This is a genomic window from Flavobacterium tagetis, from assembly GCF_016735615.1.
Taxonomy (GTDB): Bacteria; Bacteroidota; Bacteroidia; order Flavobacteriales; family Flavobacteriaceae; genus Flavobacterium; species Flavobacterium tagetis.
The window spans coordinates 1,037,389-1,056,640 of the sequence record NZ_JAERSF010000001.1; the positions used below are offsets into that span (position 1 = coordinate 1,037,389).

At 35.1% G+C, this 19,252-nt stretch carries 16 protein-coding genes; 10 read left to right on the top strand and 6 right to left on the bottom strand.

The window, feature by feature from the left end:
• Positions 1 to 135: 135 nt before the first annotated feature.
• The 3 genes from JI750_RS04485 to JI750_RS04495 form a co-directional block, all read right to left on the bottom strand.
• Positions 136 to 837, bottom strand: coding sequence for an L-ribulose-5-phosphate 4-epimerase (locus JI750_RS04485; RefSeq protein WP_095930674.1), 702 nt, complete (start codon positions 835 to 837; stop codon positions 136 to 138).
• Positions 821 to 2,512 (bottom strand): ribulokinase, encoded by a 1,692-nt coding sequence (locus JI750_RS04490; RefSeq protein WP_201999135.1) that lies wholly within the window; start codon positions 2,510 to 2,512, stop codon positions 821 to 823. Before JI750_RS04490 ends, JI750_RS04485 begins: the two co-directional genes overlap by 17 nt.
• A 229-nt stretch (positions 2,513 to 2,741) precedes the next feature.
• Positions 2,742 to 4,280 carry an alpha-N-arabinofuranosidase gene (locus tag JI750_RS04495; protein ID WP_236672971.1) on the bottom strand — a complete coding sequence of 513 codons (1,539 nt, stop codon included), beginning with the start codon at positions 4,278 to 4,280 and terminating at the stop codon, positions 2,742 to 2,744.
• A 397-nt stretch (positions 4,281 to 4,677) separates the two neighbouring features.
• On the opposite strand from JI750_RS04495, the gene JI750_RS04500 reads away from it, so the two are divergent.
• Positions 4,678 to 5,367, top strand: coding sequence for an NUDIX hydrolase (locus tag JI750_RS04500; protein WP_201999136.1), 690 nt, complete (start codon positions 4,678 to 4,680; stop codon positions 5,365 to 5,367).
• Between the two features lie 12 nt (positions 5,368 to 5,379).
• On the opposite strand, the gene JI750_RS04505 is transcribed toward JI750_RS04500, so the two are convergent.
• Positions 5,380 to 6,378, bottom strand: coding sequence for a GntR family transcriptional regulator (locus JI750_RS04505; protein WP_201999137.1), 999 nt, complete (start codon positions 6,376 to 6,378; stop codon positions 5,380 to 5,382).
• 102 nt (positions 6,379 to 6,480) lie between these two features.
• On the opposite strand from JI750_RS04505, the gene JI750_RS04510 reads away from it, so the two are divergent.
• The 5 genes from JI750_RS04510 (at position 6,481) to JI750_RS04530 (ending at position 12,773) form a co-directional block, all read left to right on the top strand.
• Entirely contained in the window at positions 6,481 to 7,533 is a 1,053-nt protein-coding gene (locus JI750_RS04510; RefSeq protein ID WP_201999138.1) for an aldose epimerase family protein, read from the top strand.
• A 34-nt stretch (positions 7,534 to 7,567) separates the two neighbouring features.
• Positions 7,568 to 8,728, top strand: a complete 1,161-nt coding sequence (gene galK / locus JI750_RS04515; RefSeq protein WP_201999139.1) for a galactokinase — start codon at positions 7,568 to 7,570, stop codon at positions 8,726 to 8,728.
• A gap of 18 nt (positions 8,729 to 8,746) precedes the next feature.
• Positions 8,747 to 9,805 (top strand): UDP-glucose--hexose-1-phosphate uridylyltransferase, encoded by a 1,059-nt coding sequence (locus JI750_RS04520; RefSeq protein WP_095930661.1) that lies wholly within the window; start codon positions 8,747 to 8,749, stop codon positions 9,803 to 9,805.
• Positions 9,806 to 10,056: 251 nt separating this feature from the next.
• Positions 10,057 to 11,742: a sodium/sugar symporter gene (locus JI750_RS04525; RefSeq protein ID WP_201999140.1), complete on the top strand. Its 1,686-nt coding sequence runs from the start codon at positions 10,057 to 10,059 to the stop codon at positions 11,740 to 11,742.
• Between the two features lie 251 nt (positions 11,743 to 11,993).
• Positions 11,994 to 12,773 carry an L-fucose dehydrogenase gene (locus JI750_RS04530; protein WP_057115557.1) on the top strand — a complete coding sequence of 260 codons (780 nt, stop codon included), beginning with the start codon at positions 11,994 to 11,996 and terminating at the stop codon, positions 12,771 to 12,773.
• Between the two features lie 231 nt (positions 12,774 to 13,004).
• Here the strand turns inward: JI750_RS04530 and JI750_RS04535 are convergent, their stop codons facing one another.
• Entirely contained in the window at positions 13,005 to 13,901 is an 897-nt protein-coding gene (locus JI750_RS04535; protein ID WP_201999141.1) for an AraC family transcriptional regulator, read from the bottom strand.
• Between the two features lie 171 nt (positions 13,902 to 14,072).
• Here JI750_RS04535 and JI750_RS04540 point away from each other — a divergent pair, with 171 nt between their 5' ends.
• From JI750_RS04540 to JI750_RS04555, 4 genes are all read left to right on the top strand, one after another.
• Positions 14,073 to 15,728, top strand: a complete 1,656-nt coding sequence (locus JI750_RS04540; RefSeq protein ID WP_201999142.1) for a UxaA family hydrolase — start codon at positions 14,073 to 14,075, stop codon at positions 15,726 to 15,728.
• A gap of 37 nt (positions 15,729 to 15,765) precedes the next feature.
• Positions 15,766 to 16,530 carry an SDR family NAD(P)-dependent oxidoreductase gene (locus JI750_RS04545; RefSeq protein WP_201999143.1) on the top strand — a complete coding sequence of 255 codons (765 nt, stop codon included), beginning with the start codon at positions 15,766 to 15,768 and terminating at the stop codon, positions 16,528 to 16,530.
• 154 nt (positions 16,531 to 16,684) lie between these two features.
• A complete protein-coding gene (locus JI750_RS04550) occupies positions 16,685 to 17,542 on the top strand; it encodes a fumarylacetoacetate hydrolase family protein (protein ID WP_201999144.1) in 858 nt (285 codons plus the stop codon).
• A gap of 4 nt (positions 17,543 to 17,546) precedes the next feature.
• The gene (locus JI750_RS04555; protein WP_201999145.1) at positions 17,547 to 17,882 is read left to right on the top strand and encodes an L-rhamnose mutarotase; all 336 of its coding nucleotides are present in this window, start codon (positions 17,547 to 17,549) and stop codon (positions 17,880 to 17,882) included.
• 18 nt (positions 17,883 to 17,900) lie between these two features.
• Here JI750_RS04555 and JI750_RS04560 read toward each other — a convergent pair whose 3' ends face one another.
• Positions 17,901 to 19,151, bottom strand: coding sequence for an NAD(P)/FAD-dependent oxidoreductase (locus tag JI750_RS04560; protein WP_201999146.1), 1,251 nt, complete (start codon positions 19,149 to 19,151; stop codon positions 17,901 to 17,903).
• Positions 19,152 to 19,252: the final 101 nt, after the last annotated feature.

Below are 19,252 nucleotides of genomic sequence, written 5' to 3' on the forward strand. Positions count from 1 at the left end.
GTTTCAGGTTTCAGGTTATTGGAATCTGAAAACTCGATTTGTTATATTATTGTTTCTGTTTTGTTTGTTTCACATTCCAAATTTTACGTCCCAACAACTTGAAACTAAAAAAACCTGAAACCTGAAACAAAGCCTTTACTGTCCGTAATACGAATCTTTTCCGTGTTTACGGTTGTAATGTTTCTTTATTAATGAATCTTTTAATCTTGGTGCGTTTGGATTTATTTGTAAAGTCAAGTAAGCCATTTCTGCCACAACTTCTAAGACCTTACTGTTGTAAACCGCTTTTGCTGCATTTTTTCCCCATGCGAATGGACCGTGATTTCCAATCAAAATCATTTCTACTTCTTCATAAGAAAGATTCTTTTCTTTGAAGCAATCTAGAATCTGAATTCCGGTATTGTGTTCGTAGTTTCCTTCAATTAAATGATCTGCCATCGGGGGCGCACACGGAATATCTGCCGTTAAATGATCGGCATGCGTTGTTCCGAAAATTGGAATATCTTGTTGCGATTGTGCCCAAGCCACAGAATAAGTAGCGTGTGTATGAGCCACTCCGCCAATATTTGGCCAATGTTTGTATAAATAAGCATGCGTTTTTGTGTCCGATGACGGACGCATTGTGCCTTCAATAACATTATTATCAAAATCGACAATTACGATATCTTCAGGTTTTAAATCTTCATAAGGAACACCGCTTGGTTTAATGGCAAAAACACCATTTTTTCTATCCACGGCACTTACATTTCCAAAAGTATACACCACCAAATTCAATGCATTTAACTGCATGTTGGCTTCGTAACATTCTTGTTTTAAATCTTTATATTGAGAGCTCATGTTGCGATATTTTAAGGTTTGGATCTGCAAAAGCACTTAATTGTTCGTATCCCAAAAGCAGTTTATGATACGCTTCAACTTGGTCTGTTTGAGGGAAATATTCTCCGTCGAAATCACTTCCGATTTTCTGGCTTGCTTCGATTACATTTGGATAAATTTCAGCTGCAACGGCTGCATAGATTGCTGCACCTAAAGCTGGTGTTTGGTCTGAAGCTGCAATTTTAATTGGCTTATTTAAAACATTAGCCAAAGTCTGCATGATGAAAGGAGATTTTCTAGCAACACCGCCAATTCCGATTACGCTGTCAATCTTCACACCTTCTTCTTCAAAACGATCTACAATTTTCTTCGCTCCAAAACAAATTGCGTTTACTAAAGCTTTAAAAATATGAGGTGCTTTTGTTCCTAATGATAAATTTGAAATGGCGCTTTTTAATTCCTGATTAGCATCTGGAGTTCTTCTTCCGTTAATCCAGTCTAAAGCAATTGGAAGACTTTCTGAAACGGGGATTTTCTCTGCTTCTTTTGTTAATTCTACAATTAATTTATCGCTGAATTCCTCTCTTAACTGCTCTTTTTGAGCCTCATTTAAAACAGATGAAGAACCTAATAAATGTTCTGTCGGCCACATTAAAAGTTCTTTGTACCAAGCCAATAAATCTCCAAAAGCAGATTGTCCCGCTTCTAAACCAATAAATCCTGGAATAACAGATCCGTCAACTTGTCCGCAGATACCGCGAACCGTTTTTGTTCCCACCTCATCATAAAAACCCACAAGGATATCGCAAGTGGAAGTTCCCATAACACGAACTAAAGTATTCTCTTCGATTTTTGCTCCAACTGCTCCAGAATGCGCATCGAAGGTTCCAACAGCAACAACTGTTTCTGTTGAAAGTCCTAAACGCTCTGCCCATTCTTGGCTTAATTTTCCAGCAACTAAATCTGAAGTATAGGTTTCATCATATAAATTACCACGAAGCTGTGCTAAATACGGATGTAATTTTTCTAAAAATTCAACTGGCGGCAATCCGTTCCAGTCTGCGTGCCACATTGCTTTGTGTCCCGCAGCGCAACGGCTTCTTTTGAAGGTTTTTAAATCTTTATCTTCAATTAACAAATACGTCATTAAATCGCAGTGCTCCATCCAAGTATGTGCTGCATTTCTAACCGCTTCGTCTTGTCTTGCAATATGAAGGATTTTTGCCCAAAACCATTCCGAAGAATAAATTCCTCCAACGTATTTTGTTACGTCTTCTCCACCCCAGCTTACTGCCAGTTCGTTAATTTCGTTTGCTTCATTTATCGAAGTATGATCTTTCCATAATACCATCATGGCATTTGGATTTTCTTCAAAACCTTTTGTCAAAGCCAATGGCGTTCCGTCTTTTGTAACCGGAACTGGAGATGATCCTGTTGTATCGATACAAATTCCTTTTACCAGTGAAGGATCAACTTTACTTTCTTTAACTACATTTTGAATTGTAATTTCCAAACCTTCGATATGATCCAAAGGATGCTGGCGAAACTGGTTTATAGAGGCATCACAATATTGCTTGTTTTTCCATCTTTTGTAATGAGAAACATTGGATGCCAACTCTTGTCCATTTTCAGCGTCAATCAGCACCGCGCGAACAGAATCTGTTCCGTAGTCCAATCCTATTACATAATTTTTCATTCGTATTTTATTTTAAAATATTGACAAATATAGAGATAAATATTTTATAAGTGTACAAAAAACACTTAATTGAAATTGCATAATTCATTTTTGCTATAAATGCATTAAAACAGCATTTTAGCACCTTTTCAAAAAATAAATGTTAACAATACATTTATAACATTGCGATTATTTCATCTAAAATCCAGAAAATCGCATCTGTCCCGAAAAAAATTTAATTATTTAAATGTTATTTTCCCTCTAAAACCAATACCGAAAATGGTGGAATTGTAATTTCTAACTTTCCTTTTTTGTTTTCAAAACCTTTAAAAACAACTGGAATAATTTTATTTGGGTTTTCGAAAGAGTTATAATCCTGAAGTTTTGAAGCTGTAATTATACTTGCGGTATAGCTTTTAGCGCCAAGCGAAGCCACATCAATTTCCACTTTATTTTTATTTACGGCATCAACATTTACTAATGAAATATGAACCAATCCGCTTGCATCTTTTGAAGCCGAAGCCGAAACTGCTGGAATACTTTCTCCGTTAAAAGTATAAGAAGGTGATTTAAATTCGATCGGAATCAATTTAGCATCTTGATGTACGCTGTACATTTTCATGACGTGATAAGTTGGCGTTGTAATCATTTTGGCTTTGTCGGTCAAAATAACCGCTTGAAGCACATTAACACACTGCGCCAAATTTGCCATTTTAACTCGGTCTGCATGATTATTGAAAATATTTAAAGTTGCGCCTGCCAAAACTGCGTCTCTCATAGTATTTTGCTGATATAAAAATCCAGGATTTGTTCCTTTCTGAACTTCATACCAGCCTCCCCATTCGTCTACAATCATAGCCACCTTTTTTTCTGGATCGTATTTGTCCATAACAGCAGCATGTTTAGTCACTAATTCTTCCATTTTTAAGGCAGACTGCATGGTTAAGAAATACTCTTTTTCGGTAAAATCAACATCGGCACCTTTTTTGTCCCAATTGATTACAGCATAATGATGCACACCTACACCGCCAAGCATATTTAACGGAATATTTTTCATTAAAACTTCTGTCCAATTGTAATCAGAACTGTTTGCTCCAGACGCAATTCTTGTAATTCCACCTGTATTTCCCCAATCAGACATAAAAGTGGCAAACTTTTTATATTCGTTTGCGTAATAATCTGCGGTCATATTTCCTCCACATCCCCAAGCTTCATTTCCAATTCCCCAGTATTTTACTTTCCATGGCTCGGTTCTTCCATTTTTCTTTCTCATATCACTCATCGGACTTTTGCCTCCAAAATTGGTATACTGCACCCAGTCTGCCAATTCCTGAACTGTTCCACTTCCAACATTTCCAGACAAATAAGGTTCAGCGCCAAGCAATTCGCACATGTTTAAAAAATCGTGCGTTCCAAAACTATTGTCTTCTGTTACTCCTCCCCACCATTGGTTCACAATTGTCGGACGCTGTTCTTTTGGACCAATTCCGTCTTTCCAATGATACGTATCGGCAAAACACCCGCCTGGCCATCTCAAATTTGGAATTTTTAAATCTTTTAATGCCTTTACAATATCATTTCGAACTCCGTTGGTATTTGGAATTTTAGAAGTATCTCCAACAAAAAATCCTCCATAAATGCAATGTCCCAAATGTTCGGCAAAATGACCATAAATATGCTTGCTAATAATGGGCGAATCATTATTGTTTTTTATCGAAATTGTAGTGATTTGAGAAAATGCGAACTGACAAAACAGTGCCAGCACCAAAAGGAAAAGTGGTTTTTTCATAATGTGGTTTTTAATGGTAAGTAAGTTTTCAATAAAGCAATTGAATGCTTTTTTTAAGTTTTAAAGCAGACTTAAATAGCAATTAAGTGTGGTTTAAACATTTGTAAATGTAGTTAAAAAATTAACTAATAGTCAATTTAACCATAATTAAAAACAAATTTCCCAACAATTCCTTTAAAATAATTAGAAAGCAATATTTAGAAAATTTGTTATAATAAAAAACTTTGCACTAAATTTGGACACTTCTAAGCCGAACAAAATTTTATCCGCAATTCCCATAATTGTAAACCAAAAAACACATTTTTCGTAACAAATCATAATTAAGTGTAAATATCACATTAATAATTATGAAACCTTTTAGGAAGTTTATATATTTACCCATCCAAATTAATTATATATGCTAAATAGTTATAGCTCTGCTGATAAAGTTTTATTGGCGGTAGATTGCATCATTTTCGGGTTTGATAATGATGGTTTGAAAATTCTTTTGATTCAAAGAGATTTTGAACCAGAAAAAGGAAAATGGTCCTTGATTGGAGGATTTCTAAAACGCGATGAAGTTTTAGACACTGCAGCAACCAGAATATTAAATACGTATACAGGTCTTAACGATATTTATATGGAGCAATTACACGCTTACAGTGAAATCGATCGTGACCCTGTAGAAAGAACCATTTCGGTTTCTTATTTTGCTTTAATTAATATCGAAAACCATAATGCTGAATTGATTCAAAATTATCATGCTGAGTGGTTTCCGATTAACGACGCTCCAAACTTAATTTTTGACCATAACGAAATGGTTCAAAATGCCATAAAGAGACTTCGTTACAAAACTTCTGTAAAACCAATTGGTTTTGAATTGCTTCCTGAGAAATTCACCATGCGTCAGCTTTTAGAATTATATGAAGCTATTTTGAGCAAAGAATTAGACAAACGAAACTTCATCAGCAAAATTAATTCGCTTGGGATTTTAAACAAACTTGACGAAAAAGATATGCAGTCGTCTCGAAAAGGTTCTTACTTGTATACCTTTAATAAGGAGAAATACGAAGAGAAACTGCAAAACAACTTTGCACTTAATTTATAATTAAACTTTTTATTATAAAGAGTTCCTTACTATAAGAGCAGATTTATTTTCGATCTGCTCTTTTATTCCTTTCAGAACCATATCGGCAAGAATTTTTCCCATTAATTCAAAATTGGTCGAAATAGTCGTAATTCCGTTTGCGGCAATTTTCTTCAATGGCGTTTCATTGTATGATATGATGCCAAAATCCTCTCCCAATTTTAAGTTTCTGCTCATTGCATTTTCTATTACCAAAAGTAGGTCGCGGTCATGAGGAATAATATATAAATCTCCAAAAGCAATAGACTGATTGCTGAAATCTGAGATAATTTCATAATCAAAACTATAAGCCTGACAAAACAATTCAAAACCTAGTTTCATTCCAGCAGGTTCTCTAAAACCAGGGAAAATCAAGATCAGTTTCTTATATTTTGACAATCTAGACTTCCCCTTCATTAAACCTTCGTAAATATCTTTTTGATGATTTTGATAAATCGCCGGAAACATTTTTAAATCTGGATTGGTTTGATCCAAAATAATTACGTCGCTTACTGGTAGGGTTTTTATAGAATCGACGACATCATTTAAGTTCGTCGGCATAATAATGTATTTCGTATAATTTCCGTTGCTGTCGCTTATCAGTTTTTTGAAAACCTGAACATTAAAATGATGAAAGAAAATATCGACCTGAACATTTTTTCCAATATTTTTTAAAAACGAATTATAAATGTCTTCTTTGAAAATATTTAATTCATCAAAAAGCAGAAAAATCTTCTGAGTTATAGTGATTTCAATGCTTTTAACGTAATATCCCTTTCCTGGGATGGCATAAATAATTCCTCTTTTCTTCAATTCATCATACGCCAATAAGACCGTATCTCGAGACAAAGAAAAAGCCAGACAGACTTTATTTACCGACGGAAGTGTATCACCTTTAATTAAATTTCCTTCTTCAATCGCTTTTTCGATTGAAAGAATAATCTGCTTATATTTTGGCAGACCAATGTTATTTTGAATTGAAATTATGTTCATAATAAAAGTCATTTTGACTATAAATAACAAAAACTGGTAGGTACTGGTATGCAAAAATAATAAATGTTTCTATTTTTGGATTTCATTTTTGGTAAAAATTATATGGAAATAAAACACATATCGCATTTAAAAGAGACTCACAATTGCAAATTGTTTGGTTTAATGCCTAATAAGGAAGAAATTTATTCTTTTGATCTGGTTAACAAAAACGGAATGAAAGTTCAGATTATCAATTATGGTGCAACGGTAACTTCTATTCAAATTCCGGTAAACGGAAAATTAACAGATGTTGTGTTAGGGTTTGATAATTTAGAATCGTATTTAGAATCATATAATTTACCAAGTGCTCCGTATTTCGGAACCACCGTTGGACGTTACGCTGGACGTATTCATAAAGCATCTTTTAGTCTAAATGATATCGAATTTAAACTAGATGAAAATAATAACAGTAATACGCTTCACGGCGGCGACATGGGATTTGGAAGAAAAATTTGGAATGTAGCAAACGTAATTTCTGGAGAAAATCCATCCGTTACTTTTAGTCTTTTGAGTGAACATCTGGAAGAAGGTTTTCCTGGCGAAATGACGGTTTATTTGACTTATACATTAACAGAAGAAGACGAATTAAAATTAGAATATAAGGCAATTTCAACAGAAGATACAATTATAAATTTGACACATCACAGTTATTTTAACCTTGATGGTCATGACGGAAATGTTCTAGAACAGCAAATGTTTATCAAATCGGCTAAAATGCTGGAAACAAATCCAGATAATATTCCAACGGGAAATTTTACCGATTTGAACGATCATGATTTTGATTTTAGAGCTCCTAAAAACTGTCCGTTTCCAATTGACAATTCTTTTGTAGTAAATTCTAAAACTGAAATTGTAGCACAACTAATTAGTTTGAAAAATAAATTAAGAATGAATGTTTATACCGATCAGCCAAGCGTACATATATATGTAGGCGGAAATTGTTTCGGAAAATTAAAAGGAAAAGAAAATGTCGATTACAATGCTCAAAGCGGTATTTGTTTTGAAACGCAGAATTTTCCAGATGCACCAAATCAAGCTCATTTTCCTAATGCTGTTTTGAAAAAAGGGGAAGAATACACGCAGAAAACACTTTACAAATTTGAAACCATAAACTAACTATTTCTATAATACCACAATTACAACAACTATAATGAATGATATTTTAATACAAAATACTGTTGCTTTTTTTGAGAAATCTTTCGGGTCTTCTCCTCAAAAAACGGTACTTTCTCCAGGCAGAATCAACATCATTGGAGAACATATTGACTACAATGACGGTTATGTTTTACCTGCTGCAATTGACAAAGTGATTTGCTTTGCTTTTGAAAAAAATAACACCAATACTTCTAAAGTAATTGCAATCGATTTGAATGAAGAATTTGAAATTGACTTAACTCAGGAAGTGAAATTGAGTGATGTCGTTTGGACAAATTATATTCGAGGCGTTATTAAGCAATTGCAAGACAACGGATTTTCTTTTGAAGGTTTCAATTGTGTTTTCAGCAGCAATATTCCTGTTGGTTCTGGATTATCTTCTTCTGCGGCTTTAGAATGCGGAATGATTTTCGGAATCAAATCTCTTTTCGATTTAAAAATTGAGAAAAAAGACATTTCATTATTAGGGCAAAAAGCAGAACACTGGGTTGGCATCAACTGCGGAATTATGGATCAGTTTTCTAGTGTTCATGGTCTTGAAAACAAAGTAATTCAGCTTGACTGCAATACTTTAGATTTTGAATATCACAATGCCGATTTCAAAGATTATTCACTGATTTTATTTGATTCTAATGTAAAACATTCTCTTTTTACATCAGAATACAACACCAGAAGAATTGAATGTGAAGAAGGTTTATCGATTATAAAAAGCCATTTTCCAGAAGTGAAAACTTTTAGAAACGCTACAGAAGAGCAAGTTTTGAGCCTTAAAGATAAAATGACTGAAAAGGTTTTCAGCAGAGTTCATTTTGTGGTAAAAGAAATAAACCGCGTCATCAAAGCTTGTAAAGCTTTAGACCAAGGAAATATTGAGCATTTAGGCGAATTGCTTTTTGAAACTCATTACGGATTATCGCAAGAATATGAAGTAAGCTGTGAAGAATTGGACATGCTTGTTGATACCGCAAAAGAAGACGATGCTATTATTGGTTCTCGACTAATGGGAGGCGGTTTTGGAGGCTGCACTATTAATTTAGTTAAAAAAGGGCATGAAAATGAGGTTAAGCGTAAGTTTTCAAAACTTTATTTAGATACATTTGGAATTGAATTAAAATTCTATGATGTAAAAATCTCAAACGGAACAACGCTACTTTAAAAACCACAACACAGTACAATGAAAAATTTTGACATTAACGAAGATCCGCACAGACGCTTCAACCCATTAATTAACGAATGGGTATTAGTTTCGCCTCATCGTGCAAAACGCCCTTGGCAGGGACAAAATGAAACTATTTCAACCGAAGAACTTCCTAAATACGACCCAACTTGTTATTTGTGTCCGGGAAATGTTCGTGCCAACGGAATGAATAACCCTCAATACGAAAGCAGTTTTGTTTTTGAAAATGATTTTGCTGCAATGAAGCAGGACGAAATTATTTTTGAAGACGATATTAAACATACTTTTTTTAAAGCAAAACCAGAACAGGGAATTTCAAGAGTAGTTTGCTTTTCGCCAAGACACGATTTGACTTTACCAGAAATGGAAATTGCCGATATAGAAAATATCATTAGAACTTGGCAAAAAGAATATACCGATTTAGGAAATATTAAATTCATCAACCACGTTCAGATTTTTGAAAACAAAGGAAGCGTTATGGGCTGCAGCAACCCGCACCCACACGGCCAAATTTGGGCACAATCTTCTCTACCAACTCAGGTTGAAAAAACACAAAACAGCTTAAAATCGTACTACGATAAAAATCAGACAACATTGTTAGAAGATTACGTAAAAGCCGAGTTGAAAGCTGGCGATCGTATCGTAATCGAAAATGATCATTTTGTGGCATTGGTTCCGTTTTGGGCAATCTGGCCATACGAAACCATGATTATCAGCAAAAGAGCTGTAAACAAAATCACCAATTTTACTGCCGATGAAAGTACCGCTTTCGCGAAAATCTTAAAGCAACTTACAACGAAGTATGATAATTTATTTAATACTTCATTTCCATATTCATCAGGAATTCACCAATCGCCAACAGATGGTCTAATCCATCCAGAATGGCATTTCCACATGCATTTTTATCCACCTTTGTTGAGATCTGCAACGGTAAAGAAATTTATGGTTGGATATGAAATGTTGGGCGAATCGCAGCGTGATATTACACCTGAAAAAAGTGCTGAAATTTTGAGACAGCTTTCAGATGTACATTACAAAAGCCTAGTAAAAGCGTAACGGTTTGGTGTTGTACTTCATCCAAAACTAAAAATTTAACACAATTCCTGTTGGATAAATGTAAAAAACACATTTACTAATAGTTGATTTCTAAATTTTTATTTTACATTTGGCTTCTGCTTTATTTTCGCAAAAAAATAACAGAAATAAAACACATCTTGCATTTTTAACAAGATTTGACAACACAAAAACTTATTTTAAAACCACATAAACAAACAACCCTATAATAATTATTTAAAATACTACTAACAATGAACCAAAACCTCGCTTTCGCAGACTATGCGGTTTTTATTATTTATTTCATCGTAGTCTCGGTCTACGGTTATACCGTTTACCGCAAACGTAAACAAGACGAACAAGATGCTAAAGCTTACTTTTTGGCTGAAGGAAATTTAACTTGGTGGGCAATTGGAGCTTCTCTTATTGCTTCTAATATCTCTGCAGAACAGTTCATCGGAATGAGTGGTGAAGGATTCTTCTTAGGAATCGCTGTTGCTGCTTACGAATGGCTTGCCGCTATTGCACTTATTATTGTTGCTGTATGGTTTATTCCTGTTTATCTTAAAAACAAGATTTACACGATGCCACAGTTCTTAAAAACACGTTACAACGAATCTACTGCTTTGATTATGGCGGTTTTCTGGTTGTTCTTGTACGTTTTTGTAAACTTAACTTCTATTCTTTATTTGGGAGCTGTTGCCATTAACGGTCTTGCTGGAGGTCAATATCTTCATGCGATAATGATCGGATTGGCTGTTTTTGCTCTATTTATTTCTCTTGGAGGAATGAAAGTGGTAGCTTATACAGACGTTATTCAGGTTGCCGTTTTAATTATTGGAGGTTTGGTAACTTCTTATATCGCATTGGTAACTGTTGGAGAAAAGTTAGGAATAAGCAGTAGTGCAATTGAAGGATTCAAAGTATTAATGACTGAGGCGCCTGAGCATTTTAAAATGATTATTCCAAAACCAACTGCAACATCTTCTCAGCTTGAAATCGATAAATATTTAACTTTCCCTGGATTGTTATCTTACGCTGCTGGTATCTGGATCATCAACTTAAACTATTGGGGATGTAACCAATACATTACACAAAGAGCCCTTGGAGCAGATTTACAAACCGCTCGTACAGGAATTTTATTCGCTGGTATGTTAAAATTATTAATGCCGCTTATCGTAATGTTACCTGGTATTGCTGCTTACGTTTTATACACAAACGGACATTTACCACAATTAGTTGGCGGAAAAGACGGAGCTTATTCTGCTGTATTAACTTTCTTGCCTACAGGTTTAAAAGGACTTTCTGTTGCTGCTTTAACTGCTGCAATTGTAGCTTCGTTAGCTGGAAAAGTAAACAGTATCTCTACAATCTATACATTAGATATTCATAAAAAATACATCCAGAAAGATGCTGGCGAAAAACAACAAGTAAACATTGGTAGACTTGCCGTTTTTGCTGCAATGCTTTTAGCAGTTTTATTTACTTGGAATGACGTTTTAGGAATTGGTGGTGTCGGAGGATTTACCTACATCCAAAAATACACAGGATTCATTAGCCCTGGGGTTTTTGCTATGTTCTTCTTAGGTATGTTCTGGAAAAGAACTACTGGAACAGCTGCAATCGTGGGTGTAATTTTAGGATTCTTATTATCAGTTTTATTCAACGAATACGCTCCAGCTTTATTTGGAAACGACACACTTTTATACACAGCATACTCTAACGGAAAAGGAGCTTTCGAAATTCCTTTCCATATCTGTATGGGATTATCATTCTTATTTACAATGATTGCCATGATTCTGATAAGTTTTGCTGGTCCAAAAGTAAACCCAAAAGCATTCGAGACAGAACCTGGAATGTTCAAAGTACAGCCACAGACTACGGTTTTAATCGTAATTACGTTACTGATTATCGTGGCTCTTTATGTTAAGTTCTGGTAATAAATTATCAGTTCAATTCTCTCTATTTTTACAGCTGTTGTTTGTCATGAACAACAGCTGTAAATTTTTAAAAAGGTTGCTATTGAATTAAAAATAGCCACAGATTAAAGGATTAGAATGATTTTCACAATCTACTTTTGTCAGGCTGAGCGGAGTCGAAGCCCACATCCAATTGGAGCGCCCTTCGACTCCGCTCAGGGTGACAATCTAATTCACAAAACAAGAATTTTAAATTATAATATATAAATACCATGCAGTTATCATTAACCCAAAAAATCATTATCGTTACTGGCGGCGCAAAAGGAATTGGTTTAGGAATCGTGAAGGTTCTGGCCGAAGAAAATGCAATTCCGTTTATCGTTGGACGTAACGAAAATGACAACATCAAAGCCGTAGAAGAATTAAAAGCCATTGGAAAAGAAGCGCATCAAGTTGCTGCCGATTTAACAAAACCTGAAGACTGCAAAAAAGCCGTTGAAGCCGTAATCGCAAAATTCGGTAGAATTGACGGATTGGTGAACAATGCCGGCGTTAATGACGGTGTTGGATTAGAAAACGGAAATTATGAAGATTTCGCTGCTTCGCTTCATAAAAATTTAGTGCACTATTATTTAATGGCGCAACACGCACTTCCATATCTTAAAGAATCAAAAGGAGCTATTGTAAACATTGGTTCTAAAACCGCAGAGACGGGTCAAGGCGGAACCTCAGCTTATGCCGCTTCAAACGGAGGTAGAAATGCTTTAACCAGAGAATGGGCGGTTGAATTATTAAAATACAGCATTCGTGTAAACGCAGTAATTGTCGCTGAATGTTACACACCACTTTATGAAACGTGGATTAATACTTTTGAAAACAAAGAAGAAAAACTGGCTGCAATTACCAAAAATATTCCGCTAGAAAACAGAATGACAACAGCGGAGGAAATTGCGAATATGGTGGTTTTCTTATTGTCTGAAAAGTCAAGCCATACTACCGGACAGATTATTTATGTTGATGGTGGTTATACGCATTTAGATCGTTCTATTTAATTTTTTTTTAGCCACGAATTCACGAATTATTTTTTGATAATCGTTGAGAATAAATTTATGAATTCGTGGCTTACTTTTTTATTTCACTCAGATTTCACAAATTTTTAAATCACCTTAATTTGTGAAATTCAAAATTTTATTTTTAACGCATCTACTGTAATTTTTTTTATCATTTTAATTCGTGAATTCGTGGCTATTTCTTTTCAAACAGATTTGAATACTTTTTAATCTTTATTCCCGATAGCTATCGGGAGTGGCAAAACTAACCTTTGCATTATTCTTAAAATCCGAAGGCGTAATTCCTTTAACTTTTTTGAAGAGTTTATTAAAATTTGAAGCCGTTTTATAACCGCATTCATACGCAATCTCAGACATGCTTTTATCGGTTTCTAATAACAATTTACAGGCATTCGAAATTCTGATTTCGTGCAGATAATCCACAAAATTCTTCTTCGTTTTTACCCTGAACATTCTGCAGAAAGACGTTCGTGTCATATTCGCGACAGCGGCAATTTCTTCTAAGGAAATATTCTTTTTGTAATTTTTATTTACATATTGAAAAACCTCCGAAAGACGATCTACTTTCGAATCCTTTTGCATCAAAGAATAAATTTCATCATTGATATAAATCGTATCCTGACTTTCAGAAAGAATAGACAAAATTTCAAAAAGTCCCACGATAACTTCAAAGTCTTTTTTAGCAACTAACTTCTCTAGTTTCTTTGCGATCTGTTTATTGGTTTTTCCGATAATCGAAATTCCTTTTCCTGCCTGAAAAAAGAGTTCGTTGATTTTTTGGGTTTCTTTTAATTCGTAAAAAGTCGGTCCGAAAATATCTTTATGAAAATATACAACAATCGAATTGGCTCTTAAATCTTCAATTCCCTGATAATATTTCTCATCATTCAGCCAAACATGCGGAATATCAGAACCTAAAAAAACCATGTCTCCGGGTTCAAACGGCATAACGGAATTTCCAATTATTCGCTTGCCGAAACTTTCTTTTACATACACCAATTCCAATTCCGGATGCGAATGAAAGGGCGCTTGAAAAAAAGGTTCCATACGATTCAGCACCGAAACCTTCGTGTTGAGATAAGACGTTATTTTGGTTTGTTCCAATTTCATACTGCAAAGATAATTAAAGATTACATACGGACAATATTAGACTATTAACGAATATGTAAAAAAGCTAATTTTATTTTTCGTTAACTGCCCGAATTTTATACAAAATCAGAGGATTAATTTGTTATAAAAGGAAAACAGTGACATCAAAAAAAAGAAAAAAACAACAACACAATGTCTGAGAATAACACAAAAAAACTGGTTGTAAAACTGCATCCAGATGATAATGTATTGGTTGCCTTAACCGATCTTCAAAAAGGTGAAACGATTCATTTTGAAAATGAAACTTACGTTTTACAAGACCTCATCAAAGCCAAACATAAATTCTACATGCAGGACATGAAGCAGGGAGAAGAAGTAAATATGTACGGTGTTTTGGTTGGAAAAGTGCAAAACGATTTGGCAAAAGGAAGTTTAATGACAACCGAAAACCTTAAACATGCCGCAGATCCGTACGCTTACAGAAATGCTTCTTACGAATGGAATGCGCCTAATGTTTCAAAATTCGAAAACAGAACTTTTAAAGGTTATAAAAGAAAAGACGGACGCGTTGGAACAGCAAATTACTGGCTTTTTGTTCCAACTGTTTTTTGTGAAAACAGAAATCTTGACGTAATCAAAGAAGCATTACACAAACAATTGGGTTATGCTGTAACGGACAAATACAACCAATTTACACATGAATTATTGGAAGGTTATTTGAACGGAAATGACATTAACGATATCAATATTGAACTAAATCCGACTCCAAAAAACAAACGTGTTTTTGAAAATGTAGACGGAATCAAATTTTTAAATCACCAAGGCGGTTGTGGCGGAACACGTCAAGATGCTTCTACTTTGAGCGCTTTATTGGCTTCTTACGCGAATCATCCGAACGTGGGCGGAATCACGCTTTTGAGTTTAGGATGCCAGCATTTACAAGTTCAAGATTTTGTAAACGATGTAAAAAGACAAAACCCAGAGTTCGACAAACCGTTGTTTATTTTTGAACAGCAACAAACAGAAAGCGAAGAAGTTTTGATTACAAATGCCATCAAAAAAACTTTTGAAGGTTTGATTGAAATCAACCAATACGAAAGAACTGAAGCGCCTTTAAGCGATTTATGCATTGGTGTAAAATGTGGCGGAAGCGACGGTTTCAGCGGCGTTTCTGCAAATCCTGCTGTTGGTTATACTTCGGATTTAGTGGTCGCTTTAGGCGGAAAAATTCTTTTGGCTGAATTCCCAGAATTATGTGGCGCTGAGCAGAATTTAATTGACAGATGTGTTACGGAAGATAAGGCTAAAAAATTCATCGATTTAATGGAATCTTATGATGAACTGGCACATAAAGTGGGTTCTGGTTTCCATATGAATCCGTCACCGGGAAATATCAAAGACGGTTTAATTACAGATGCTATCAAAAGTGCTGGAGCAGCCAAAAAAGGCGGAACTTCACCTGTTGTTGATGTTTTAGATTATACAGAACTAGTTACAAAACCAGGTTTAAGTTTAGTTTGCACACCAGGAAATGATGTTGAAGCTACAACCGGAAAAGCAGCTTCGGGAGCGACTTTAATTTTGTTTACAACGGGATTGGGAACTCCGACAGGAAACCCAGTTTGCCCTGTAATTAAAGTGGCAACAAACTCGGTTTTAGCAACCAGAATGAAAGATATTATTGATATTGACTGCGGGCCAATCATTAGTGGTGAAAAATCTATTGAAGAAATGGGCGAGGAAATTTTAGAATACTGCATCAAAGCGGCAAGCGGCGAAATTATTCCGAAAGCGGTTCAATTAAACCAAGACGATTTTATTCCGTGGAAACGCGGCGTATCTTTGTAAAAGACTATTAAAAACAACTCATAAAAATTTATATCAAATGTTTTCATTACAAAATAAAAAAGCAATTATCACAGGCGGTGGAAGCGGAATTGGAAGAGCGATTTCGGTTTTATTGGCAAAACAAGGAGCTGAAGTTCACGTTTTAGAATTGACAGAAGAAAGCGCAAAAGAAACCGTTGAAGAAATTAAAGCTGCTGGCGGAAGTGTTTTTGCTCACGCTTGCGACGTTTCGAACCACGAACAAGTAAATTCAACTTTCGAGAAAATCGGAAACATCAATATTCTAGTAAACAACGCTGGAATTGCTCACGTTGGAAAAGTAGACACAACTTCAGAAACTGATTTTGACCGTATCATGAATGTAAACGTAAAAGGCGTTTACAACTGTCTTCACGCTTCAATTCCTGCATTAAGAAATTCTGGCGGAGGTGTTATTTTGAACTTGGCTTCGATTGCATGTTGGGTTGGAATTCCTGACCGTTTTGCTTATTCTACTGCAAAAGGAGCTGTTATGGCCATGACTTTATCGGTTGCAAAAGATTATTTGAATGATAAAATCAGATGTAATTCTATTTCTCCTGCGAGAGTTCACACTCCTTTCGTAGACGGATTTATCGCTAAAAATTATCCTGGAAAAGAAGAAGAAATTTTTGAAAAATTATCACAGTCACAGCCAATCGGCCGAATGGGAAAACCAGAAGAAATCGCAACTTTAGCCTTATTCTTGTGCAGCGACGAATCTTCTTTCATCACAGGTTCAGATTACCCAATTGATGGTGGATTTATTAAATTGAATAACTAAAAAAGGAAATAGCCACGAATTCACGAATTAAAAAGATTAAAAAATTTGTGAAATCTGTGCGAATTAAAATAACCGCGAATTTCACAAATTATGATTTGTAAAAATTCGTGAATTCGTGGCTAAAAAAAATACATATTACTAAAAAAATTAAAATATGAAACTTATTAGATTCGGAGAAGAAGGAAAGGAAAAACCAGGAGTTTTACTAAATGATAAAAGATATGATGTTTCGTCTATCGTATCAGATTACAACGAAGCTTTTTTTGAAAACGATGGTTTAGCAAAATTAGAAGAAGCCTTAAAAAATAATCCATCTTTACCAGAAGTTAGCGATTCAGTACGTTTAGGTTCGCCTGTTGCGCGTCCTTCAAAAATTATCTGCATCGGGTTAAATTATGTAGATCACTGCGAAGAAACTGGCGCTGCAATTCCAGAAGAACCAATTATTTTCTTCAAATCAACCACTTCTTTATGCGGACCAAATGACAATTTGATCATCCCAAAAAACAGCGAAAAAACAGACTGGGAAGTAGAACTAGCTTTTGTTGTTGGTAAAAAAGCAAGCTACGTTTCTGAAGAAGATGCGCCAAACTACATTGCAGGATATTGCCTTTTGAATGATTACAGCGAAAGAGCTTTCCAAATCGAGCGTGGCGGACAATGGGCAAAAGGAAAAGGTTCTGACACCTTCGCGCCTCTTGGGCCAATTATGGCAACTCCGGACGAAGTGGGCGATGTAAATAACTTAAAAATGTGGCTTACTGTAAACGGAAAAACATTCCAAAACAGTAATACTTCAAACTTGATTTTTAAAATTCCATTTTTAGTACATTATTTAAGCCAGTTTATGACATTGCTTCCTGGCGATGTAATCAGTACAGGAACGCCTCCAGGAGTTGGATTAGGAATCAAACCAGATCCAATTTACATTAAAGCGGGTGACGTAATCGAATTAGGAATTGAAGGTTTAGGCACAAGCAAGCAAACTGCCGTAGCGTATCAACAAAACTAAAATTATGGCAACTCAAAAATTCTATCTGGCTTTAGACTTAAAAGACGACGCCAATTTGATTGCAGAATATAAAGAACTGCATGAAAATGTCTGGCCAGAAATTAAAAAAAGCATTCAAGATTCTGGAATTGAAGTCCTGGATATTTATTGCACGGGAAATCGATTGTTCATGATCATCGAAGCTGATGCCGATTTTACTTTCGAGAAAAAAGACAAAGCCGATGCTGAGAACGAAAAAGTTCAGGAATGGGAAACTTTAATGTGGAAATTCCAGCAAGCTTTACCTTGGGCAAAACCGGGACAAAAATGGATTTTAATGGATAAAATATTTGGATTATAATTCAAAAAAAAGCCCTGATTATTCAGGGCTTTGTTCTTTTTGCATATTTAGTAAATACGCCATATTCGCTATTACGTGATCATGTTTCTTGACAAAAGGATTTTCTTCGTTCCAAACATATCCTGCTAATACAGAACATATTTTTTCTTTCACATCTGGATTTTCAGGTTGGTGGAAAAACAGCGTCTGTAGATTTCCTGTATACCATTCTTGAACGTAAGTGGTAAAAACAGCAATTCCGCGTTTCATATATTGCGTGAATTCCACTTCCCAATCAACAGGAATTCCTTGTGATTCTTTCAAATATAATTTTGCGGCCAACATTCCAGATTCAGTTGCAAAAGCAACTCCCGAAGAGAAAACTGGATCTAAGAATTCAGAACTATTTCCCGTTAAGGCAAAACCGTCACCATACATTCTTTTTACGGCTCTTGAGTAGTTTTCTAATTTAACTGGCTCAAATAAAAATTCTGTTCCCGCAAATCTTTTAATATAATAATCCGATTTCTGAATGGCATTTCGAAGAGCCTCAGCATTGTCTTTATTTTCAGAAAGTGAATTGATAAAATCGGTTGGACCCACAACGCCTAAACTTGTATTTCCGTTAGAAAACGGAATTACCCAAAGCCAAACTTGAGTTTCCAGAATGTCAAATGAAATTTGAGTTCCCTCTATTCCTTCTTCTCTATTAATATCTTTGACATGGGTAAAAATCGAAGAATGCGGATCTAGTTTTGATGGCGTATCCAGATCTAAAAGTCTTGGTAAAACGCGTCCGTAACCACTCGAGTCAATGATAAATTTAGCGTGAATTTCTTTTAGGTTTCCGTCCTTATCTTTTACAATAGTTTTTGAATTTTTCCCTTCAAAAGAAACTTCCAAAACTTCAGTTTCAAATTCCAGATCAATTCCTTTTCTAACAATTTCCTGAGCCATTGTATTGTCAAAATCAGCTCTTGGAACTTGCCAAGTCCAATCCCAACCTTCGCCAAATTTTACACTAAAATCAAAATTGCAGATTTCTTCACCTCTGATAAAACGAGCTCCTAATTTCTTTTCGAAGTTCATCGCGTCAAGGGCGTCAAACAATTCTGCTTCAGCAAAATGATCCATAACACGCGGAATAAGGCTTTCGCCTACTACAAGTCTCGGAAACTTCGTTTTTTCTACAACTTTTACCTTTACGTTGTTTTTAAAAAGATACGATGCCGAAACACATCCAGACGGTCCTGCACCAATCACTAAAACATCAACAAACTCCTTTGTCATATTAGAATTATTATCATTAATTAACCTACATTTGCCATCATCAAAATAACTACATTTATTTTGATAAATAAAATTAAATTAGCACAACCAAAATCGATTTA